The organism is Massilia sp. (assembly GCF_032106685.1).
Lineage (GTDB): Bacteria > Pseudomonadota > Gammaproteobacteria > Burkholderiales > Burkholderiaceae_D > Telluria.
Map to the genome: position 1 here is coordinate 80,776 of NZ_DAMCPG010000002.1, position 20,862 is coordinate 101,637.

Sequence of the window (20,862 nt, forward strand, 5' to 3'; positions counted from 1 at the left end):
AAGATGAAAAACCGTTCACACGGCGCCTTGCGCCCCCTCGCCCTTTCCGTCGCCATCGCCTGCTCCGGCATGGCCGGCGCCGAGGAACAGCAACCAGCGTCCGACACCATCCAGCAGGTGAAGGTGAGCGGCACCGGCTACCGCACCACCGGCACCAAGTCCGACCTGAAGCCGATGGATGCGCCGATGAGCTACGAGGTCTACGACGCCGAGCTGCTGGCCGCGCGCCAGGCCGACAGCGTCAACGAGGCGCTGCGCTACGTGCCCGGCGTGACGGCCGAGAGCCGCGCGACGGTGAGCATCTTCGACCAGTACACGATCCGCGGCTTCGAAAGCTACCGCAACTACTACGACGGCCTGCCGCTGCAGTACAACGGCCTGTGGAACCTGGTGCCGCAGGTCGACGCCTGGGCCACCGACAGCATCGAGATCCTGAAGGGCCCGACCTCGGTGCTGTACGGCTCGGCGCCGCCGGGCGGCATGGTAAACCAGACCGCCAAGCAGCCGCGCTCGAAGCAGGAAACCGAGGTCCGCGCGCGCATCGGCAGCAACGACCTGCGCGAACTGGCGATCGACAGCACCGGCGCCCTGAGCCCCGACGTCGACTACCGCATCCTTGCGCTGGCGCGCGAGCGCGACGGCCAGCAGGCCACCACGCGCGAGGAGCGCCGCCTGGTCGCGCCTTCGCTGACCTGGCGCATCGGCGCCGACACGCGCCTGAACCTGAACCTGTATCACCAGCGCGATCCGGCGCTGGTGCCCTCGACCCCGCTGCCTGCGCTCGGCACGCTCTACGCCGCGCCCTACGGCAAGCTCGATGCCGATGCCTTTGCCGGCGACGCCAACTGGTCCGGCATGGAACGCGAAGTGACGATGGGCGGCTGGAAGTTCGAGCACCGCTTCAACGATGCCGTGAAGTTCCTGCAGAACTTCCGCTACACGAAAGCCGACGGCTTCCAGCGCAACAGCTACAACAGCGGCCTCGCAGCCGACGAGCGCACCCTGGCGCGTTCGGCCTACTTCACCGACGAACGCCAGGACGGCTACGTGGTCGACAACCAGCTCGCCTTCAAGGCGCGCACGGGCGAGATCAAGCACAGCATCCTCGCCGGCCTGGAATACCAGAAGATGGACTCGGATGTGGAGTACGGCGACACCCTCGGCACCGGCACGCCCTCGATCGACCTCGGCAACCCGAACCACCGCCTGTTCGACGCCGCCACCCTGCCCTTCGACTATTACACCGAGCGCCACCGCATCGATCAATCGCAGCTCGGCCTCTACCTGCAGGACGAACTGGCCTGGGGCCCGCTGACCATCATCGCCGGCCTGCGCCGCGACCACTACAAGAGCACCGACGCCAACGGCGCCAGCTACGCCGGCTCACCGTCCACCAGCACGACCCGCATCGACCAGCGCAAGACCAGCGGCCGCCTCGCCGCGATCTACAAGCTGGACAACGGCTTGGCCCCTTACATCAACTGGTCGAGCTCATTCGAGCCGACGCCGGGCGTCGATTCGCTGACGGGCGAGGCCTTCAAGCCCACCACGGCGAAGCAGCTCGAGACCGGGGTGAAATACGTCTCGCCGGACAAGCTGACCCAGGTGACGGCGGCATGGTTCGACATCCGCAAGCAGAACATGGTCGTCAATACGCCGACCTTCAACCGCTACACCCAGACCGGCGAGGTGCAGTCGAAGGGCGTGGAGCTGTCCTGGCGCCAGGGCGTGCTGGAGAACCTCGACTTCATGCTGGCGCTGACGCGCTTCGACATGGACGTCACCGAGAACGAACTCGACACCTCGCTGGTCGGCACCACGCCGGTGTGGGTGGCCGAGAAGCAGGCGGCCCTCTGGGTGAACTGGTACGCCACGCCCAGGCTCGACCTGTCGGCGGGCCTGCGCTACATCGGCAAGAGCCAGATGGATGCGGCAAATACCGCCACCGTGCCGTCCACCACCCTGGTCGACGCCGCGGCGATGTACCGCATCGACGACACCTGGCGCCTGGGCCTGACGGTGAGCAACCTCGGCGACAAGCGCTACGTCGGCGCCTGCCACGACAGCAACAACTGCTGGATGGGCGCCGAGCGCAGCGTCGAGCTGAGCCTGCATGCCAGTTTCTGACGCACTCACCCTTCCGGAGCCGCCATGAGTTTCCGCGCCTGGTATGCCGTCCACAAATGGACCAGCCTGGTCTCCACCCTGTTCCTGCTGATGCTGTGCGTGACCGGCCTGCCGCTGATCTTTTCGCACGAAATCAACCATGCGCTCGGCAACAGCGTCGACGCGCCGCGCCTGGCGTCCGGTCATGATGCGCGCGACGACGTCGACGCCATCGTCGCCGACGCCCAGCGCCGCCGGCCGCAGGACGTGCCGCAGTTCCTGGTCGCCGAAGCCGACGAGCCCGAACTGCTCTACGTGCGCATGGCCGACCGCGTCGATTCCCCTAGCCTGACCGCCTTCTACACCTACGACGCGCGCACCGGCCGTTTTCTCAGCGAATACCCGCTCGGCAAGGGCTTCATGGACGTGATGCTGCGCCTGCATACCGACATGTACGCCGACCTGCCCGGCACCCTCTTCCTGGGCTTCATGGGCCTGCTGCTGGCGGCCTCGATCGTCTCGGGCATCTACGTCTACGGGCCCTACATGAAGAAGCTGCCCTTCGGCACCGTACGGCGCGAACGCGCGGCGCGCCTGAAATGGCTGGACACCCACAACCTGCTGGGCATCGTCACCCTGGTGTGGCTGCTGGTGGTGGGCGTGACCGGCACCATCAACGCGCTGAACCGCCCGATCTTCGGCCAGTGGCAGGCGACCGAGCTGCAGGCGCTGGCCGCGTCCTACAAGCACCTGCCGCCGGCGACGGGACCGGTCTCGGCCGGCGCGGCGCTGGCGGCGGCGCAGGCGGCGCAACCTGCGATGTCGCTCAGCTTCATGGCCTGGCCGGGCAACGACTTCGCCACGCCGCGCCATTTCATGGCCTTCATGCAGGGCAATACCGACGTGACTTCGAAGCTGCTGAAGATCGTGATGGTCGACGCCGCAAGCGCCGAGGTGGTGGCGACCGGCGACATGCCCTGGTATGTGTCGACCCTGATGCTGTCGCAGCCGCTGCACTTCGGCGACTACGGCGGCCTGGCGCTCAAGCTGCTGTGGACCGCGCTCGACCTGCTGAGCATCTGGGTGCTGTGGAGCGGACTGGTGCTGTGGTGGAAGCGGCGCCATGTGACGGCCGAGCAGAAGCTGGCCGGTCTGCGCGACAGGCAGCTGGCGGCGTCGGCGAACTGAAACAGGTCCTGGCCCGCCGGGCCCACGCGCCGGTCTCCTGGGCATGTACACGCCAGCCGATCCTTCGTTTAAAATATACGGCGTATAAATAAATGAGGGAGGTGGTTGAGATGATTACCGGACATGTTTTCATTGCCATCAGCCTGGATGGCTATATCGCACGTCCCGACGGCGGCATCGACTGGCTGCTCTCCCGCGACGACCCCGCGGAAGACCATGGTTACGACGACTTCATCGCCGACAAGGACATGATCGTGATGGGCAGGGGCAGCTACGAACAGGTGGCCACCTTCGAGACCTGGCCTTACGACCGCCCGGTGCTGGTGCTGTCGACGCGCCTTGCCGGCACGCCGGTGCCCGCCAGGCTGCAAGGCAAGGTGCGCTTCGCCGATCTCGCCCCAGCCGAAGCGATGCGAGCCATGGAGCGCGAAGGTGTGCGCCGCGCGTACGTGGACGGCGGCCGCGTCGTGCAATCCTTCCTGCGCGCCGGACTGATCGAGGACATGGTCATCACCACGGTGCCCGTGCTGATCGGCGCCGGCCGCCCGCTGTTCGGAGAACTGCCGGGCGACAGGAGCTTGTCGCTCGTTTCCAGCCGCAGCTTTCCCTCCGGCCTCGTGCAAACGACCTATCGCCTGCAGGCATGAACAAGCCGCGTGGGCGCCCGGCGCGCGGCAAGGGCATCACGCGCGAACAGGTCCTGGACGCCGCCCTGCGCCTGCTGGAGGCAGGCGGCGCGGGCTTTTCGATGCGCGCACTGGCCGCCCGGCTGGAGGTGACGCCGATGAGCCTTTACCATCACGTCGGCGACCATGCCGCCCTGTTGCGCGCGATAGCGGACCGGGTCTACGCCGGCGTGCTGGCGGCCGGGGAGGACGCGGACGATCCGCTTGCGGGCATCCGCGAGCTTCTGCTTCGGTATCACGGCCTGGTCGCGGATTATCCGCAACTGACCCTGGCCATCTTCGCCGAACCGGCCGCGTTCGCCGGCACGACGCGCGCGATCACGGACCGCCTGCGCTCCCTGCTGGAGCGGCTCACCGTCGATCCCCTGCTATGGCTGGAAACCCTGGTCGACCATGCGCACGGCAATGCCCTGGCCTTCCAGGCCGCACGGGGTGACCGGGCGCTGGCCGGCACGATGCGGGAACGGTATCGCCAGGCGCTGGATCGCCTGCTGGAGAGCCTGCCGGAGAGCACGCCGAGGGCCGCTAGTCCTCGATACTTGGTCTGATTGCCGGGAAAGCGCTTGTTCGTCAGGTTGGGGGCGTCCTCGAAACTGCCCGTTGGCTCGACGAGATAGATATGGCCGCGCCCTGCGATTCCCGCCATGCCATTCCTGCGTGCTCATCCACGCCTCGTCGATTCTGGACGAATGCAGAGTGCAGTCGGGCCCGGTACGCTCGGCGCGGCTCCAAAACAAAAAAGCCACGTTGATGAACGTGGCTTTTTCGCGGCTTTTACTACTTCTGAATTCTGGCTCCCCGACCTGGACTCGAACCAGGGACCTGCGGATTAACAGTCCGTCGCTCTACCGACTGAGCTATCAGGGAATTGATGAAGCGAATTATAACTGCTCGGCAGCATTACGCAAAGGGCTGCACGAGAATTCATGTAGGCAACGCGGTGGACCTACTCGGTAGCTGCTAGTGCGTAACGCGTGGGCACGGGGTGCCCACCCTACGGTCGCGACCGCTGGCCTGGTTCATTGCAAACCGGACGCGCAAAACAAAAAAGGAGCGCCGATTTCTCGACACTCCTTTTTAAATTCTGGCTCCCCGACCTGGACTCGAACCAGGGACCTGCGGATTAACAGTCCGTCGCTCTACCGACTGAGCTATCAGGGAATTGTCTTGCTCTTCGCTTGAACTTGCGTTCAAGTTCGAAGAGCCAAGATTTTAGAGGACTTTGGCGATCGCGTCAACGACGAGATCGATGTTTTTCGAGTTCAGCGCGGCAACGCAGATGCGGCCGGTGTCGACCGCGTAGATCGACTGCTCGCGCAGCTTGCCGACCTGCTCCTTCGTCAGGCCCGAATACGAGAACATGCCGACCTGTTCACGAACGAAGGCGAAGTCGCGGCCCGGGGCTTTCTCGGCGAGTTTCTGCACCAGCGCCTCGCGCATTTCCTTGATGCGCACGCGCATGCCGGCCAGCTCGTCTTCCCACATCTGGCGCAGTTCCGGGGTCGACAGGACGGTCGCGACCACCTTGCCGCCGTGGATAGGCGGGTTCGAGTAGTTGGTGCGCACCACGCGCTTCAGCTGCGACAGCAGGCGCGCCGCTTCCTCGGCGTTCGAGGCCACCACCGACAGCGCACCGACGCGCTCGCCATACAGCGAGAAGGATTTCGAGAACGAATTCGAGACCAGCAGCGGGCCGCCGGCGTCGACGAAGCGGCGCACCACGGCGCCGTCTTCCGCGATGCCCGAGCCGAAGCCCTGGTAGGCCATGTCGAGGAAGGGAACCAGGCCATTCTGCTGCACGGCGGCGATCACCTGGCCCCACTGCTCTTGCGTGAGGTCGGCGCCGGTCGGGTTGTGGCAGCAGGCGTGCAGCACCACGATCGAACCCTGCGGCATCTTGTTCAGCGAGGCCAGCATGCCCTCGAAGTTCACGCCGTGGGTGGCCGGATCGTAATAGGTGTAGTTGTTGACGATGAAACCGGCGCTCTCGAACAGGGCGCGGTGGTTTTCCCAGCTCGGGTCGCTGATGAAGACTTCCGACTCGGGCGAGAAACGCTTGAGGAAATCGGCGCCGAGTTTCAGCGCGCCGGTGCCGCCCAGGGCCTGCACGGTGATCGCGCGCTTCTCTTGAATTACGGCGCTGCCGGCCCCAAATACGAGTTCCTGCACAGCCTTGTCGTACGCTGCCAGGCCGTCGATCGGCAGGTAGGTGCGCGGCGCCGGCTGCTCCATCAGCTTCGCTTCCGCTTTCTGCACGCATTGCAGCAGCGGCACCTTGCCATTGTCGTCATAGTAGACACCGACGCCCAGGTTGATCTTGGCCGGATTGGTGTCGGCGTTGAATGCTTCGGTGATGCCCAGGATAGGGTCGCGCGGGGCCATGTCGATGGCGCCGAAGAGGCTGGCGGAGGCTGAAGAAGTCATCGTGATAAACTGAATTGTCGGTGGGTTCGCAGCAGTTGAAGAGTCAGCGGTGCAGCAACGAAAATCATGTTGCAGTGCCGCAGGCGGAACCCCATTTTAGCAAAGGTCTGACAGCATGGCTGATGTATCTCTCGCAACCGGTCCGGAACCGACGGTGATCACCTATCCCAACTCGCCTTTCAAGCTGCACCAGCCCTTCCCGCCGGCAGGCGACCAGCCGACCGCGATCGACGGCCTGGTCGAGGGCATCGAGGACGGCCTGATGTACCAGACCCTGCTCGGGGTGACCGGTTCCGGCAAGACCTATACGATGGCCAACGTCATCGCCAAGGCCGGCCGGCCCGCGATCGTGTTCGCGCCGAACAAGACCCTGGCGGCCCAGCTGTACGCGGAGTTCCGCGAGTTCTTCCCGCAGAACGCGGTCGAGTACTTCGTCTCCTACTACGACTATTACCAGCCGGAAGCCTACGTGCCGCAGCGCGACCTGTTCATCGAGAAGGACTCGTCGATCAACGAGCACATCGAGCAGATGCGCCTGTCGTGCACCAAGTCGCTGATGGAGCGGCGCGACGTCGTCATCGTCGCCACCGTGTCGGCCATCTACGGTATCGGTAATCCGAACGAATACCACAAGATGATCCTGACGCTGCGCCACAAGGACAAGGTGGCCCAGCGCGACATCATCGCGCGCCTGATCCAGATGCAGTACTCGCGCAACGAGATGGACTTCGGCCGCGGCACCTTCCGCGTGCGCGGCGACACCATCGACATCTTCCCGGCCGAGCACGCCGAGCTGGCGATCCGCGTCGAGATGTTCGACGACGAGATCGAGTCGCTCCAGCTGTTCGACCCGCTGACGGGCCGCGTGCGCCAGAAGATCCCGCGCTTCACGGTGTATCCGGGCTCGCACTACGTGACACCGCGCTCGACCGTCCTGCGCGCGGTCGAGTCGATCAAGGCCGAGCTGCGCGACCGCCTCGAGTATTTCCGCAAGGAGAACAAGCTGATCGAGGAACAGCGGCTGGAGCAGCGCACCCGCTTCGACCTCGAGATGATGGCCGAGATCGGCTTCACCAAGGGCATCGAGAACTACTCGCGCCACCTGTCGGGCGCGATGCCGGGCGAACCGCCGCCGACCCTGGTCGACTACCTGCCGAAGGACGCGTTGATGTTCATGGACGAGTCGCACGTGCTGGTCGGCCAGCTGTCCGCCATGTACAACGGCGACCGCTCGCGCAAGACCAACCTGGTCGACTACGGCTTCCGCCTGCCCTCGGCGCTGGACAACCGGCCGCTGAAGTTCGAGGAGTTCGAGGGCAAGATGCGCCAGACCATCTTCGTCTCCGCAACGCCGGCCGACTATGAGAATTCGCATGCCGACAACGTGGTCGAGCAGGTGGTGCGTCCGACCGGCCTGGTCGACCCGCAGGTCATCGTACGCCCTGCCCTGTCGCAGGTCGACGACCTGATGAGCGAGATCAACGACCGCATCAAGAAAGACGAGCGGGTGCTGGTGACCACGCTGACCAAGCGCATGGCCGAGCAGCTCACCGAATACCTGTCGGACCACGGCATCAAGGTGCGCTACCTGCACAGCGACATCGAAACGGTGGAGCGCGTCGAGATCCTGCGCGACCTGCGCCTGGGCACCTTCGACGTCCTGATCGGCATTAACCTGCTGCGCGAGGGCCTGGACTTGCCGGAGGTCTCGCTGGTGGCGATCCTGGACGCCGACAAGGAAGGTTTTCTCCGTTCCGAGCGTTCGCTGATCCAGACCATCGGCCGCGCCGCGCGCAACCTGAACGGCGTGGCGATCCTGTACGCCGACCACATCACCGACTCGATGCGCCGCGCGATCGACGAAACCGAACGCCGCCGCGCCAAGCAGATCGCCTTCAACGAAGCCAACGGCATCACCCCGAAGGGCGTGCAGAAGAAGATCAAGGAGATGATCGACGGCGTCTACAGCAATGCCGCGCAGAAGGCCATGGCCGAGGGCGCGACCGGACTGGCCGAGGCGGAAGCGGCGGCGAAGGTCGAGGGCATGAGCGAGAAGCAGATTTCGAAGGAAATCAAGCGCCTCGAAAAGCTCATGGTCGACCACGCCAAGAACCTCGAGTTCGAAAAGGCGGCCCAGGTGCGCGACCAGCTGCATGTGCTCAAGCAGCAGGCCTTCGGGGCGCCGGGGGCGGACAATGTGGTGTCGATGCTGGGCAAGTAGATCGACAGAGCAGGACGGCGCCGATGGCGCCGTTTTTTGGTGCTGACCGTTTCGCCGATTTTCAACGCGTCAGATTGCGTGGGTTCAAGAACCCACCCTACGCCAGCATCGGGTTTCGTAGGGTGGGTTCTTGAACCCACGACGTCTCATCGCCGCCTGACACGCGGCCTGAAACCTGCCCCTACCGCTTGAACATCCTGGGATCAAAACTGAAGCTGCGCGCTATGCTCAGCTTCACCTGGTCATACGCATGATGCGCCGGATTGATCACGAGATTCACGCCCTCCCCCACGATCACCGACGGCACGCGCATGTAGAGGTGTTCGCGTTTCTTGAGCAAAGCCGTGCCGAAGGCGGTGGCGCTGCCGCCGTCGTCGAGCGCATCCCAGCCCTCGGGCAGCTCCTCGGTCTTCACGTCCAGGCCGAGCCCGGGATCGTCCGGCAGCTCGATCGCGACCAGCACCAGCGGCTCCTCGTCGACCTCCTCGGTGTGGACGAACTTTTCCAGCACGGCGAGCTCCACCGTCATCGCCGCGTACAGGGCGGGCACGCCCTCGCTGTGCCAGTGGCCGCCGCTCGCGCGCGCGCCGGCGCAACTGCGGTCGAGGGCGGCTTTTTCGATTGCGATTCTCCAGGTTCTCATGGGTAGTGTCGCTTGGCCAAGTGATGGGTTCAGCATACAACGAGGGCCCGGCGCCGCCGCGCACGGCTTGAAGAGGTGCCCCAAAAACAAAAGCGGCCCGCAGGCCGCTTTTGTTTGATATCCGGACCAGGCCGGACAGGATTACTTCTGCTTGCGGCGGCGTGCTGCGCCACCCAGCATCAGGGCGCCCAGGCCCAGCAGGGCGATGCTGGTCGGTTCCGGAACCAGGGTGACGTTGCCGCCGGTCGCGGTGTACAGGAAGTCCTTGTAGCCGCCCATGATCATGCCGCCGAAGTAGGTGCCGAAGGTGCCTTCCTTGTAGCCCAGCGAGGTGAAGCGGCCGCTGAAGGTGTTGTTCGCAACCAGCATCAGTTCGCCGTACATTTCGACGAAGGATGGGCCGCCCGAGTCGCCGCCGCCGATGCCCGATTCGCGGTCGTTCGGCAGCACCGGGGTGCAGACGCCGAAGAAGTCGCAGAAGGTGTCGCGGCCGCCGCCGTCGAAGTCGGCGTAGAAGACTTCCTGGTTGCCGGCTTCGTAGCCTTGCTCGTCGTCGAGGTCGATCAGGTCGACGTAGTTTTCGCCGGTGCGCTTGACGTTGAACGCAGGGGAAACGTAGTAGCCGTTGACGCCATCGCCCGAGGTGCCGTAGCCGGCCATGGTGATGTGGGTGCCGACGTTGATCGGATTCACGGCGACCTTGTAGATCTTGGCGCTGGCCGGTGCATCTTCGGACAGGGTGATGACGGCGACGTCGTCGTTCACGCAACCCTTGGTGCCGTCCGAGCAGTTGTTGAAGCCCTGGTAATCCTTGTGCACGGCGAAGCTGCTGGCGTTGATGATGGCGTTGTAGGTGCCGTTGCTGTTGAAGACCACGCGCACGTCGCTGCCTGGCTTCTTCAGGTCGACGTAGGAACCGTTGCCGTTGGTGTCGACGCAGTGACCGGCCGAGACCACCTGGCGCTTGCCCACCAGGGCGCCGGAGCAGATGAAGGACTGGCCGTCGTAGCGGACGTTGATGCTGACCACGCCCGAGAACTTCGATGCCGGGGTGTTCGGATCGACGTGTGCGCCCGGGGTATCCGGCAGCGCGCCGGACGTGATGGCCGGGGTGACGACCGAGCCCGGTGCCGAGGCGATCGAGCCTGCGTGGGCCGAACCCATGCCAAATACGACGCCAGCGGCGACAACACTACCTGCGATTTTCTTCAACGACAGATTCAGCATTTTGTTTTCCTTTTAGTTGACTAATCTTTCACGGACGTCCCACACCGTGTACACCCTGATTAGCAGAAACTGTGCCAGAAGGAAAATAATGCATGGTTTCAATATGTTAGCTACTTAACGCTCGGAAAAGATGCTTTCATTGTAAGAATTTCCGACACCCAACATTGGGTGTCGTCTACATATCTTGCCTGACCTTATTTCACGTCGACCAGCTCGACGTCGAAGATCAGGTTGGCGTTCGGCGGAATCGGACCCACGCCGCGCGAGCCGTAGCCCAGTTCCGCGGGAATGATCAGGGTGCGCTTGCCGCCCACCTTCATGCCGGCGACGCCCTGGTCCCAGCCCTTGATGACCGCGCCCATGCCGAGCGGGAAGGTGAACGGCGCGCCGCCGACCGAGGTGTCGAACTGGGGGCCGCGGCCCTTCGGCGCCTGCGGCGCGTACAGCCAGCCGGTGTACTTGACGGTGACGGTGTTGCCGGCGGCGGCCTGCTTGCCCTTGCCGACGACGGTATCGATCGTCTGCAGCTGCTTGACGGGCGCGGCGGTGGCGGCCGGGGCGGTGGCGGCCGGCGCCGCCGAGGCGCCGCCGACTGCAAAGGCCAGGGCCAGGCCGATGGTGGATACGGTGAATTTCATGGTGGTTGCCTTCGTAAGGAATGAAGCACGTTGTACGGCCGATCGCAGTCGAAGCTGATTGCCATTTGGCATCAGTTCGCTGTGCGGGCAGTATTCCCTACTCGGCGCTTTCGCACAAGCTCAGCGTCTGGCCTGCTGGACCGATGCAAGAATTTCCGACACCTGGCCAAGGTCGGCGGGCTTGACGAGGTGATGATCGAAGCCGGCTTCCTGGGCCTGGCGGCGGTCTTCCGGCTGGCCGTAGCCGGTCAGCGCCACCAGCACCGTGCCGTCCAGCTCGGGAAGCGCGCGCAACTGGCGCGCCAGCGCGTAGCCGTCGGTATCGGGCAGGCCGATGTCGAGCAGCATGACCTCGGGCCGCTCGCGGCGCGCGCGCTGCAAGGCGCCATGGCCATCGTATTCGACCGCAACCGCATGGCCCTGCACTTCCAGCACCGTCGCCAGCATCTGCGCGGCGTCCTGGTTGTCGTCGACCACCAGCACCCGCAGCGGCTGCTGCCCGGCCTCGGCCGCCTCCGCATCCTGCGCGGCGGCCTCGCCGGACAGCGCGTCCAGGCGCGGCAGGCAGATCTCGAACTCGCTGCCGCGCCCGGGCGCGGCGCGGGCGTCGACCGTGCCGCCGTGCAGGGTGACCAGGCTCTTCACCAGCGCAAGACCGATGCCCAGGCCACCCTGCGAGCGGTCCGGGGTGCGCTCGGCCTGGGTGAACAGCTCGAAAATGTACGGCAGCACGTCAGGCTCGATGCCGATGCCGTTGTCGGCCACCGTCACCGTCACGCGGTCGCCATGGGCCGCGACGCTCAACGCGATCCGGCCGCCCGGCGGCGTGTACTTGGCGGCGTTGTTCAGGATGTTCGACAGCACCTGCACCAGGCGCGTACGGTCGCCCAGCACGTGCACCGGCTCGCCCGACAGCTCCATGGTCAGCGCGTGGCGCTTGGACTCGATCAGCGGGCGCACCTGCTCGACCGCGCCGGCCACCACCGCGTTCACGTCCAGCTCTTCCTTCTCGAGCGTGACCAGGCCGCGCGTGACGCGCGAGACGTCCAGCAGGTCGTTGACGAGGTCGGTCATGTGCTCGGCCTGGCGCGCGATGATCTCGCTGGCGTTGCGCACGGCCTTGGCGTCGAGCTGGCCGAGTTTCAGCAGGTGGGCGGCGGTCGTGATCGGCGCCAGCGGGTTGCGCAGCTCGTGCGCCAGCATGGCCAGGAACTGGTCCTTCTGGCGGTTCGCCGCGCGCAGCTCGTCCTCGATCTGCTTGCGCAGCGTGACGTCGCTGCCTTCCACGAAAATGCCGACCACCTGGCCCGAGGGATCGCGGATCGGCTGGTAGATGAAGTCGAGATAGCGCTGTTCGAGCGGCGCGCCCGGTTCGCGCGCCAGCTTCAGCGGCAGGGCATGGCCGACGAAAGGCTTGCCGGTCCTGTAGACCTCGTCGAGCAGCTCGAAGAAGCCCTGCCCTTCGACCTCGGGCAGGACTTCGCGCGCGGTCTTGCCGACCACGTTGCCGCGCCCGACCACCTCTTTATAACTTTTGTTTGCAATCTCAAACACATGTTGAGGCCCGCGCAGCACGGCGATGATGCCGGGCGCCTGCTCGAACAGCGTCATCAGGCGCTCGTTCTCCTGCTGCCGGTAGCGCTCGGCCAGCACCTGGCCGGTGACCTCGACGCAGGCGCAGTACATGCCGTCCACCACGCCATTGTCGTCGCGCACGGGCGAATACGAGAAGGTGAACCAGGTCTGCTCGTCGAAGCCATGGCGGTTCATCAGCAGCGGCAGCTTTTCCCAATAGGTGCCCTCGCCCTGCAGCGCGCGCTCGACGATGGGCCAGATGTCGTCCCAGATCTCGCCCCAGATCGCCTTGAACGGCGCACCGAGCGAGGCCGGGTGCTTCTCGCCCAGGATCTCGGCGTAGGGATCGTTGTACAGGAACCCGAGCTTTTCGCCCCAGGCCACGAACATCGGGAACTTCGAGTTCAGCATCAGCGCCACGACCGTGCGCAGCGCCTGCGGCCAGCCCGACGGATGGCCGAGCGGCGACTGCGACCAGTCGTGGGCGCGCATCATCGCGCCGACCTTGCCGCCGCCGCTAAGGAACATCAGCGCACCCGCGTCGGGCGCGCCATCCTGGTCGGGCGGGGCCGTTGTCCCGGGGCGCAGTTCGCTCATATCACAGTGTCTGGACAAATTCGCGGATGCCGCCCAGCAGCATCTCGACCGACATCGCGGTCAGGATCAGGCCCATCAGGCGCTCGAAGGCCGTCATCACCTGCGGGCCGAGCTTTTGCTGCAGGCGCTCGGCACTGAGGAACACCGCCAGCCAGACCACGCCGACGGCCGCCAGCGCGGCCACGTGGACCAGGGTCTCGGACACGCTTTCCGCGCTGAAGAGCAGCACGGTGGCCAACGCCGACGGGCCGGCCAGCGCCGGGATCGCCAGCGGCACGATGAAAGGTTCGCCGCCTTCGCTGCGCCCGAGCACGCCGTCCGGGTGCGGGAAGATCATGCGGATCGCGATGATCAGGAGGATCACGGCGCCGCCGATGCGCAGCGCAACCGGACTCAAGTGCAGGGCCGCCAGGAAGTGCTGCCCGAAGAACATGAAGATCAACAGCAGCAGGAACGCAATCGCGCATTCGCGCACGACGATGCGCGGGCGGCGGTGCAGCGGTGTTTCTTTGAGGGCGGCAGCAAACAAGGGAACGTTGCCGAATGGGTCAGTGACGAGGATCAGGAGGATGAAGGTCTGGAAAAAGCTTTGGGTCATGGGTGTTCTTGTTCTTGGGTTCCCGACGATTCAGGCATTCGCGGCAATCTTAACCGATTTGCACGGGGGCTGTTGCCTGTATGACGTACGTAAAGAAAAAAGGCCAGGCGCGTGAACGCACTGGCCTCTTGCCGCGGCGGATGACGGCCCGGCGGCCGCCCTTCCCTGCGATTACTGCTCGAACTTCTTCAGCCACGCCGACAGCTGGTGCGGACGCAGGCCGTCGTAGTCCTCGAACGGCTGGTGGATCCACGGATTGTGCGGCAGGTCTTCCATGTGGTAGTCCGGCTTGAAGGCCGAGGTGCCCTTGACCCAGAGGACGGCCGAGCGCACCTCGGTGACGTCCGGGTAGTTCTCGGTCAGGTGCTCGCGCACTTTCTGCAGGGTGACGCCCGAATCGGCCAGGTCGTCGACCAGCAGGATCTTGCCTTGCAGCGGACCCTTGGTCATCGTCATGTACTTGGCGATGTCGAGGTTGCCCTGCTTGGTGCCGGCTTCTTCGCGGTAGGAGCTGGTCGACAGGATCGCCAGCGGCACGTCGAAGATGCGCGAGATCGCGTCGCCCGGGCGCACGCCGCCGCGCGCCAGGCACAGCACCATGTCGAACTTCCAGTTCGATTCATAAACCTTCAGGGCCAGGCGCTCGACCAGGCGGTTGTACTCGTCCCACGAAACCCAGAGGTCCTTGTCGGTGGATGCAGGAGTGTTCATTCAGGTAATTCCTATGTTCTTGTATGTTGTTGCTCAGGCAGCGAACGGGTGACGCAGCACGATCGTTTCTTCGCGGTCCGGGCCGGTCGACACCATGTCGATCGGGATGCCGACCAGTTCTTCGATGCGCTTGATGTAGGCGCGGGCGTTGGCCGGCAGCTCTTCCATCGACTTGGCGCCGACCGTCGACTCGGACCAGCCCGGCATCTCTTCGTAGACCGGCTGGCACAGCGCGGCTTCCTCGGCGCCGACCGGGAAGATGTCGACGTCGCGGCCGTCGATTTTGTAGCCGGTGCACAGCTTCAGGCTTTCCAGGCCGTCGAGCACGTCGAGCTTGGTCAGGCACATGCCGGTGACGCCGTTGATCTGGACCGAGCGGCGCAGCAGCGCGGCGTCGAACCAGCCGCAGCGGCGGGCGCGGCCGGTGACGGTGCCGAACTCGTGGCCCACGCGCGACAGGTGCTCGCCGACGCCCTGGTCGGTCGGCAGTTCGGCCGGGAACGGACCCGAGCCGACGCGCGTCGTGTAGGCCTTGGTGATGCCCATGATGTAGTGCAGCATGCCCGGACCGACGCCGGCGCCGGCGGCGGCGTTGCCGGCCACGCAGTTCGACGAGGTGACGAACGGATAGGTGCCGTGGTCGACGTCGAGCAGCGAGCCCTGCGCGCCTTCGAACAGCAGGCTGCCGCCGGCTTTATGCGCGGCGTACAGGGCGGACGAAACGTCGCCGACCATCGGGCGCAGGCGCGGCACCAGGGCCATCGCGTCGTCGAACGTCTTCTGGAAGTCGATCGCTTCGCCGCCCAGGTAGTTCACCAGGACGAAGTTGTGGTACTCGAGGTTTTCCTTGAGCTTCTCGGCGAAACGCTCTTCGTTGAGCATGTCGGCGATGCGGATCGCGCGGCGCGCGACCTTGTCCTCGTAGGCCGGGCCGATGCCCTTGCCGGTGGTGCCGATCTTGTTCTCGCCGCGCTTGGCTTCGCGCGCCTTGTCGATGGCGACGTGGTACGGCAGGATGACCGGGCAGGCTTCCGAGATCTTCAGGCGCGAAGCCACTTCGACGCCGGCCGCCTGCAGCTTGTCGATCTCGCGCATCACGTCCGGGACGGAGACGACGACGCCGTTGCCGATGTAGCAGGCCACGCCTTCGCGCATGATGCCCGAGGGGATCAGCTGCAGCGCGGTTTTCTGGCCCTTGATGACCAGCGTATGGCCGGCGTTATGGCCACCCTGGAAGCGAACGACGCCGGCTGCGTGGTCGGTCAGCCAGTCGACGATCTTACCCTTGCCCTCATCGCCCCACTGGGTGCCGATGACAACGACGTTCTTTGCCACGTTAGTATTTGACATCACTTAACCTAAGTTTTTGAGAATCCAATTTCCATCTTCGAGGACGAGCACGCGGTCGCACTCGAACTCGTCCTGAACATTGTCGTGACCCGGCATGGACTGGATCACGACTTCGCCTGCCTTGCGCAGGTCAGCGATTTTTTCGCGCAGCTCGGGCGCATTGCCCCAGGGGGCGCGGATCGAATGCTTGCGCTCGGCCGTCGGCAACAGGCGCGCCAGCTCGCGCAGGTCGAGCGAGAAGCCGGTTGCGGGACGCGCGCGGCCGAAGGCTTCGCCCACGTGGTCGTAGCGGCCGCCGCGCGCCACCGCGTTCGGCAGGCCGGGCACGTAGAGCGCGAACATGGCGCCGCTTTCGTACTGGTAGCCGCGCAGGTCGGCCAGGTCGATCGCCACCTGCGCGCGGCCGATGGCGCCGGCCGCCAGCGCGGCCAGTTCGGCCAGCGCGCGGGTGACGCCGGGCAGCGCCGGCAGCACGTCCTTCGCCTTCGCCAGCACCTCGACGTCGCCGTACAGGTTCGGCAGCGCGAGCAGCGCGGCGCGCGTCGCCGGCGCGTAATCGCGGGTGATTTCCTCCAGGCCCGGCACGTCCTTGGCGCGCAGCAGCGCGGTGATGCGGGCCTCGTCGCGGTGCGCGGCCTGGTCTTCGGCCAGCAGCGCGCGCAGCACGCCAACGTGGGACATGTCGAGGCGCACGTCGGTAAAGCCGGCCAGCGCGACCGAGCCCAATGCCAGCTCCTGGATCTCGGCGTCGGCTTCGAGGCCGGCGTGGCCGTAGATCTCGGCGCCGATCTGGATCGGCTCGCGGGTCGCGTGCAGGCCCGAAGGACGGGTATGCAGGACGCTGCCGGCATAGCAGAGTCGGGTAATCGAATTACGGTTCAGCAGGTGCGCGTCGATGCGCGCGACCTGGGTCGTCATGTCGGCGCGCAGGCCGAGCAGGCGGCCGGAGAGCTGGTCGATCAGCTTGAAGGTGCGCAGGTCGGTGTCCTGGCCGGCGCCGGCGAGCAGCGACTCGACGTACTCGAGCATCGGCGGCATCACCAGCTCGTAGCCGTACAGACGGAAGGTGTCGAGCATCAGGCGGCGCAGATCTTCGATCTTGCGCGCTTCGGACGGCAAGACGTCGGCGATATTCTCAGGCAAAAGCCAGTTCGGCATGGGCAACAGCGAATGAATTGTTAAAGATGAGGCAATGTGGCGCGCTCGTGCAATGCGAAGTCAGCGCCGAATCGGCAATTTTACCCGAAAATGAAACGGGACAGGCGGCCGATGATGCCGGATGGGCTTGGCAAGTTGCCAAATGGCGACTGGAGATCGGTTGTATATGCCATTCACGGAGCGAATCGGAAACGCCGGCATCATTGTTTTTCGTAGGGTGGGCACGCCGTGCCCACGCGTGACGCATGCGTTACGTTGGCTTGTCGAGCGCTTCTACGTTCCATGACGGCCGCAACAAAAAAAACGCCGCGGGTTACGCGGCGTTTCTGCTGGAAGCGGCTGTACCGATTTATTTACCCGGATTCTTGAAGTACTTGAAGAACTCCGAGTTCGTGTCGATCACCATCACGTCGCCCTGGTCCTTGAAGCTGGCGCGGTAGGCTTCGAGCGAGCGGTAGAACTTGTAGAACTCCGGATTCTTGCCGAAGGCCTCGGCATAGATCGCGGAAGCCTTGGCGTCCCCCTCGCCCTTGACCTTCTCGGCTTCGCGGAAGGCCTCGGCCAGGATCACGGTGCGCTGGCGGTCGGCGTCGGCGCGGATCTTTTCGGATTCGGCGGCGCCGGTCGAACGCAGTTCGTTCGCCACGCGCACCCGCTCGGCGCGCATGCGGTCGTAGACCGAGTCGTTGATCTGGTCGATGTAGTCGACGCGCTTGAGGCGCACGTCGACGATGCCGACACCGATCTGCTTGGCCTCGGCCACGACCTTGTCGCGCACGGCATCCATCACGCGGCCGCGTTCGCCGGAGATCACATCGCGCACGGTGCGCTTGGTGATCTCGTCGTTCAGGGCCGCCTTGACGATCTGCGACATGCGGTTGCGCGCGGCGCGCTCGTCGCCGCTGAAGCTGACGTAGTACAGGCGCGGCTCGACGATGCGCCACTTGACGAAAGCGTCGACCAGGATGTTCTTCTTCTCGGACGTGATGAAGCGGTCGGCGTCCGGCGTATCCAGGGTCAGGATGCGCTTGTCGAGATAGATCACGTTCTGGAACGGCGGCGGCAGCTTGAAGTGCAGGCCCGGCTCGGCGATCACCTCGCGCACCTCGCCCAGGGCGAAGACGATGGCGAAGCGGCGCTGGTCGACCACGAAGACGGTCGAGGACAGCAACATCAGGGCAATAAAGCCCGCCACGACGAAAGTTACGAGGCGGTTCATCAACGGGTCTCCCGGTCACGTGAGGTATCGCGGCTGCGGCTGTCGCGCTGACGCACCGCATCCAGGGCTTTGGTTACTTCCGCCGACGATGCCGCGTCCTGCTGCGGTGCCGTCACCGGGCCGGAGTGGGCGCTGCCGACGGCGGCGCTGTTCGCGGAAACCTGGGCAATCAGTTTATCGAGCGGCAGGTACAGCAGGTTCGAGCCGGACTTGGCGTCGACCATCACCTTGCTGGTGTTGCTGAAGATCTGCTGCATGGTGTCGAGGTACATGCGGTCGCGCGTCACGGCCGGGGCCTTGGCGTATTCGACCACGACCTGGTTGAAGCGGGCCGCGTTACCGGTGGCGTTCTCGACCACCATCGAGCGGTAGGCTTCGGCGTCCTGCTGCAGGCGGAAGGCGGCGCCGCGGGCTTGCGGGATCACCTGGTTGGCGTAGGCTTCGCCCTCGTTGCGGGCGCGGGCGCGGTCCTGGCCGGCCTTGACGGCGTCGTCGAAGGCGTTCTGCACCTGCTCCGGCGGCTGCACGTTCTGCATCGTCACGTTGGTGATCAGGACGCCCAGCGCGTAGCGGTCGACGATCTGCTGCATCATGTTGTGGACGTCGACGGCGACCTTTTCGCGGCCCTCGTAGAGCACGAAGTCCATCTTGCTCTTGCCGACCACTTCGCGGATCGCGGTCTCGGCGACCTGCTGCACCGTGGCGTCCTGCTCGCGATTGTTGAAGACCCAGGCCACCGGATCCTTCAGGGTGTACTGGACGGCGAACTGGATGTCGATGATGTTCTCGTCGTCGGTGAGCATCAGCGATTCGTTGGGCTGCTTGTTGCGCACGTTGTCGCGGTAGCCGATCTCGGCGGTGCGGACCTGCGAGACGTTCACGGTCTCGTGGGCCTGGATCGGGGCCGGCCAGCGCCAGTTGAAGCCGGCGCCGGTGGTATGCGACAGGCGGCCGAAGGTGGTGACGACGCCGACCTGGCCCTCCTGGACGATGAAGGCGCCGCTGGCGAGCCAGATCAGGGCGATGATGAAGCCGATCACCGTGGCGGTGATGCCGGCGCCGCGCCCTTCGCCGCGGTAGGGGCCGCCAGCGTCGCCGCCGTTGTTGCCGCGGCTGCCGAACAGGCGGTTCAGGCGCGCATTGAAGTCGCGCCACATTTGATCGAGGTCGGGTGGACCTTCACCCGGACGGCGGCCCTCCTGGGCCTTGTGGTCACCGTCGGGGCGATGGCCCCAACGTGGATCGTTCAGCGACAATTTGAGGCCGAACCGTTTAAGTAAGGAAACGAACATAGGCTTTTAGTGGGGCCCGAGATGGGTGGAGGTTGGAATACTTTCGCCGGCATTCTCCGGGGAGAAATCCGGCGCGGCATCGTCCTGCTCTTCGTTTTCAGGGCTCAGGCCTGGCGCGGAAGTAGCCTCGAATGCGGCTTCCTGCGCGGCTCCCTGCGAGGCTGCCTCGACGATCGCATCGCGCAGCAGATCGAGGCCGGCGCCGCTGCGGGCGCTGATAAAAACGCGGCTGATTTTATCATATTCATCACGTTCGACCCCCGGCTGGAGGTCGGCCGCATCAATCTTGTTCCATACAAGGATCTGGGGAATATGGTCGGCGCCGATTTCGCGCAGGACGTCGTTGACCTGCTCGATCTGCTCCATGCGCACGTCCGAGGAACCGTCGACCACGTGCAGCAGCAGGTCGGCGTGGATGGTTTCCTCGAGCGTGGCGCGGAAGGCGGCGACCAGCTGGTGCGGCAGCTCGCGGACGAACCCGACGGTGTCGGAGATCACCACGCTGCCGACCTCGTCGTTCAGGTAGAGCCGGCGGCTGGTGGTGTCCAGGGTCGCGAACAGCTGGTTGGCGACGTAGACGCCGGCCTTGGTCAGCGTATTGAACAGGGTCGACTTGCCGGCGTTGGTGTAGCCGACCAGCGACACCGAGAACGTGGCGTTGCGGTTGCGCGCGCGGCGCTGGGTCTCGTGCTGCTTGCGCAGCTTGGTCAGGCGGGCGCGCAATGCCTTGACGCGCTCGCCGATCAGGCGGCGGTCGGTCTCGAGCTGGGTTTCGCCGGGGCCGCGCAGGCCGATACCGCCCTTCTGGCGTTCGAGGTGGGTCCAGCCGCGGATCAGGCGCGTGGCCAGGTGCTGCAACTGGGCCAGTTCCACCTGCAGCTTGCCCTCGTGGCTCTTGGCGCGCTGGGCGAAGATGTCGAGGATCAGGCTGGTGCGGTCGATGACGCGGCGGTTCAGCCGGCGTTCGAGGTTACGCTGCTGCGCGGGCGAGAGCGCGTGGTTGAAGATGACGATGTCGACGTGGTCGACGGTGGCTGCCTGGGCGATTTCGTCGGCCTTGCCGCTGCCGACGAAATACGCGGGATCGGGGCTGGCGCGTTTCGCGGTGATCGTGGTGATCGGCTCCGCGCCGGCGGAGCGCGCCAGCAAGGCCAGTTCTTCGAGACTGGCGCCGAAATCGACGGCGCCAAAATCGACGCCGACCAGCGCGGCGCGCAGCATGGGAGTGC

17 protein-coding genes, 2 tRNA genes and 1 pseudogene are annotated in these 20,862 nt (G+C 65.3%); 5 read left to right on the forward strand and 15 right to left on the reverse strand.

Annotation, left to right across the window (positions count from 1 at the left end):
• Nucleotides 1-3: 3 nt before the first annotated feature.
• The 4 genes from RT688_RS02225 (at nucleotide 4) to RT688_RS02240 (ending at nucleotide 4,528) form a co-directional block, all read left to right on the forward strand.
• Complete coding sequence (locus RT688_RS02225; RefSeq protein ID WP_313703220.1) at nucleotides 4-2,127, forward strand: TonB-dependent siderophore receptor; 2,124 nt, start codon at nucleotides 4-6, stop codon at nucleotides 2,125-2,127.
• Nucleotides 2,128-2,151: 24 nt separating this feature from the next.
• Nucleotides 2,152-3,294: a PepSY-associated TM helix domain-containing protein gene (locus RT688_RS02230; RefSeq protein ID WP_313703221.1), complete on the forward strand. Its 1,143-nt coding sequence runs from the start codon at nucleotides 2,152-2,154 to the stop codon at nucleotides 3,292-3,294.
• 110 nt (nucleotides 3,295-3,404) lie between these two features.
• Nucleotides 3,405-3,941, forward strand: a complete 537-nt coding sequence (locus RT688_RS02235) for a dihydrofolate reductase family protein (protein ID WP_313703222.1) — start codon at nucleotides 3,405-3,407, stop codon at nucleotides 3,939-3,941.
• On the forward strand, nucleotides 3,938-4,528 hold the full coding sequence (locus RT688_RS02240) for a TetR family transcriptional regulator (protein ID WP_313703223.1): 591 nt from the start codon (nucleotides 3,938-3,940) through the stop codon (nucleotides 4,526-4,528). The genes RT688_RS02235 and RT688_RS02240 overlap by 4 nt, the downstream gene beginning before the upstream one ends.
• Here the strand turns inward: RT688_RS02240 and RT688_RS02245 are convergent.
• From RT688_RS02245 to RT688_RS02260, 4 genes and pseudogenes are all read right to left on the reverse strand, one after another.
• A pseudogene (locus RT688_RS02245) lies at nucleotides 4,519-4,614 on the reverse strand (NAD(+)--rifampin ADP-ribosyltransferase); the annotation flags it as partial. The gene RT688_RS02240 and the pseudogene RT688_RS02245 sit on opposite strands and share 10 nt — an antisense overlap.
• A 157-nt stretch (nucleotides 4,615-4,771) precedes the next feature.
• Nucleotides 4,772-4,847: transfer RNA gene (locus RT688_RS02250), tRNA-Asn, on the reverse strand.
• 218 nt (nucleotides 4,848-5,065) lie between these two features.
• Nucleotides 5,066-5,141 (reverse strand) — tRNA-Asn (locus RT688_RS02255).
• Nucleotides 5,142-5,192: 51 nt separating this feature from the next.
• The gene (locus RT688_RS02260) at nucleotides 5,193-6,404 is read right to left on the reverse strand and encodes an amino acid aminotransferase (protein ID WP_313703224.1); all 1,212 of its coding nucleotides are present in this window, start codon (nucleotides 6,402-6,404) and stop codon (nucleotides 5,193-5,195) included.
• A 115-nt stretch (nucleotides 6,405-6,519) separates the two neighbouring features.
• On the opposite strand from RT688_RS02260, the gene uvrB reads away from it, so the two are divergent.
• Nucleotides 6,520-8,625 (forward strand): excinuclease ABC subunit UvrB, encoded by a 2,106-nt coding sequence (gene uvrB, locus RT688_RS02265; protein ID WP_313703225.1) that lies wholly within the window; start codon nucleotides 6,520-6,522, stop codon nucleotides 8,623-8,625.
• 181 nt (nucleotides 8,626-8,806) lie between these two features.
• Here uvrB and RT688_RS02270 read toward each other — a convergent pair whose 3' ends face one another.
• The 11 genes from RT688_RS02270 to hflX all read right to left on the reverse strand — a co-directional run bounded on the left by RT688_RS02270 (nucleotide 8,807) and on the right by hflX (nucleotide 20,854).
• On the reverse strand, nucleotides 8,807-9,268 hold the full coding sequence (locus RT688_RS02270) for an RES family NAD+ phosphorylase (RefSeq protein ID WP_313703226.1): 462 nt from the start codon (nucleotides 9,266-9,268) through the stop codon (nucleotides 8,807-8,809).
• A gap of 141 nt (nucleotides 9,269-9,409) precedes the next feature.
• On the reverse strand, nucleotides 9,410-10,495 hold the full coding sequence (locus tag RT688_RS02275; RefSeq protein WP_313703227.1) for a trypsin-like serine protease: 1,086 nt from the start codon (nucleotides 10,493-10,495) through the stop codon (nucleotides 9,410-9,412).
• 194 nt (nucleotides 10,496-10,689) lie between these two features.
• Complete coding sequence (locus RT688_RS02280; protein WP_313703228.1) at nucleotides 10,690-11,133, reverse strand: FKBP-type peptidyl-prolyl cis-trans isomerase; 444 nt, start codon at nucleotides 11,131-11,133, stop codon at nucleotides 10,690-10,692.
• 120 nt (nucleotides 11,134-11,253) lie between these two features.
• Entirely contained in the window at nucleotides 11,254-13,305 is a 2,052-nt protein-coding gene (locus RT688_RS02285) for an ATP-binding protein (protein ID WP_313703229.1), read from the reverse strand.
• 1 nt (nucleotide 13,306) lies between these two features.
• Complete coding sequence (locus tag RT688_RS02290; RefSeq protein WP_313703230.1) at nucleotides 13,307-13,903, reverse strand: MarC family protein; 597 nt, start codon at nucleotides 13,901-13,903, stop codon at nucleotides 13,307-13,309.
• Between the two features lie 171 nt (nucleotides 13,904-14,074).
• Nucleotides 14,075-14,614, reverse strand: a complete 540-nt coding sequence (locus RT688_RS02295; protein WP_312549750.1) for a phosphoribosyltransferase — start codon at nucleotides 14,612-14,614, stop codon at nucleotides 14,075-14,077.
• 33 nt (nucleotides 14,615-14,647) lie between these two features.
• Complete coding sequence (locus tag RT688_RS02300; protein WP_313703231.1) at nucleotides 14,648-15,964, reverse strand: adenylosuccinate synthase; 1,317 nt, start codon at nucleotides 15,962-15,964, stop codon at nucleotides 14,648-14,650.
• Nucleotides 15,965-15,967: 3 nt separating this feature from the next.
• Entirely contained in the window at nucleotides 15,968-17,122 is a 1,155-nt protein-coding gene (locus RT688_RS02305) for an ATP phosphoribosyltransferase regulatory subunit (RefSeq protein WP_313703232.1), read from the reverse strand.
• A 349-nt stretch (nucleotides 17,123-17,471) separates the two neighbouring features.
• Entirely contained in the window at nucleotides 17,472-18,341 is an 870-nt protein-coding gene (hflC, locus tag RT688_RS02310) for a protease modulator HflC (protein ID WP_313703233.1), read from the reverse strand.
• Nucleotides 18,341-19,633 carry an FtsH protease activity modulator HflK gene (gene hflK / locus RT688_RS02315; RefSeq protein ID WP_313703234.1) on the reverse strand — a complete coding sequence of 431 codons (1,293 nt, stop codon included), beginning with the start codon at nucleotides 19,631-19,633 and terminating at the stop codon, nucleotides 18,341-18,343. Before hflK ends, hflC begins: the two co-directional genes overlap by 1 nt.
• Nucleotides 19,634-19,639: 6 nt before the next feature.
• Nucleotides 19,640-20,854, reverse strand: a complete 1,215-nt coding sequence (hflX, locus tag RT688_RS02320; RefSeq protein WP_313703355.1) for a GTPase HflX — start codon at nucleotides 20,852-20,854, stop codon at nucleotides 19,640-19,642.
• Between the last annotated feature and the right edge of the window lie 8 nt (nucleotides 20,855-20,862).

Coding starts and splice junctions, on each gene's coding strand:
- RT688_RS02225 (WP_313703220.1), top strand. CDS start 4: ATGAAAAACCGTTCACACGGCGCCTTGCGCCCCCTCGCCCTTTCCGTC.
- RT688_RS02230 (WP_313703221.1), top strand. CDS start 2,152: ATGAGTTTCCGCGCCTGGTATGCCGTCCACAAATGGACCAGCCTGGTC.
- RT688_RS02235 (WP_313703222.1), top strand. CDS start 3,405: ATGATTACCGGACATGTTTTCATTGCCATCAGCCTGGATGGCTATATC.
- RT688_RS02240 (WP_313703223.1), top strand. CDS start 3,938: ATGAACAAGCCGCGTGGGCGCCCGGCGCGCGGCAAGGGCATCACGCGC.
- RT688_RS02260 (WP_313703224.1), bottom strand. CDS start 6,404: ATGACTTCTTCAGCCTCCGCCAGCCTCTTCGGCGCCATCGACATGGCC.
- uvrB (WP_313703225.1), top strand. CDS start 6,520: ATGGCTGATGTATCTCTCGCAACCGGTCCGGAACCGACGGTGATCACC.
- RT688_RS02270 (WP_313703226.1), bottom strand. CDS start 9,268: ATGAGAACCTGGAGAATCGCAATCGAAAAAGCCGCCCTCGACCGCAGT.
- RT688_RS02275 (WP_313703227.1), bottom strand. CDS start 10,495: ATGCTGAATCTGTCGTTGAAGAAAATCGCAGGTAGTGTTGTCGCCGCT.
- RT688_RS02280 (WP_313703228.1), bottom strand. CDS start 11,133: ATGAAATTCACCGTATCCACCATCGGCCTGGCCCTGGCCTTTGCAGTC.
- RT688_RS02285 (WP_313703229.1), bottom strand. CDS start 13,305: ATGAGCGAACTGCGCCCCGGGACAACGGCCCCGCCCGACCAGGATGGC.
- RT688_RS02290 (WP_313703230.1), bottom strand. CDS start 13,903: ATGACCCAAAGCTTTTTCCAGACCTTCATCCTCCTGATCCTCGTCACT.
- RT688_RS02295 (WP_312549750.1), bottom strand. CDS start 14,614: ATGAACACTCCTGCATCCACCGACAAGGACCTCTGGGTTTCGTGGGAC.
- RT688_RS02300 (WP_313703231.1), bottom strand. CDS start 15,964: ATGTCAAATACTAACGTGGCAAAGAACGTCGTTGTCATCGGCACCCAG.
- RT688_RS02305 (WP_313703232.1), bottom strand. CDS start 17,122: ATGCCGAACTGGCTTTTGCCTGAGAATATCGCCGACGTCTTGCCGTCC.
- hflC (WP_313703233.1), bottom strand. CDS start 18,341: ATGAACCGCCTCGTAACTTTCGTCGTGGCGGGCTTTATTGCCCTGATG.
- hflK (WP_313703234.1), bottom strand. CDS start 19,633: ATGTTCGTTTCCTTACTTAAACGGTTCGGCCTCAAATTGTCGCTGAAC.
- hflX (WP_313703355.1), bottom strand. CDS start 20,854: ATGCTGCGCGCCGCGCTGGTCGGCGTCGATTTTGGCGCCGTCGATTTC.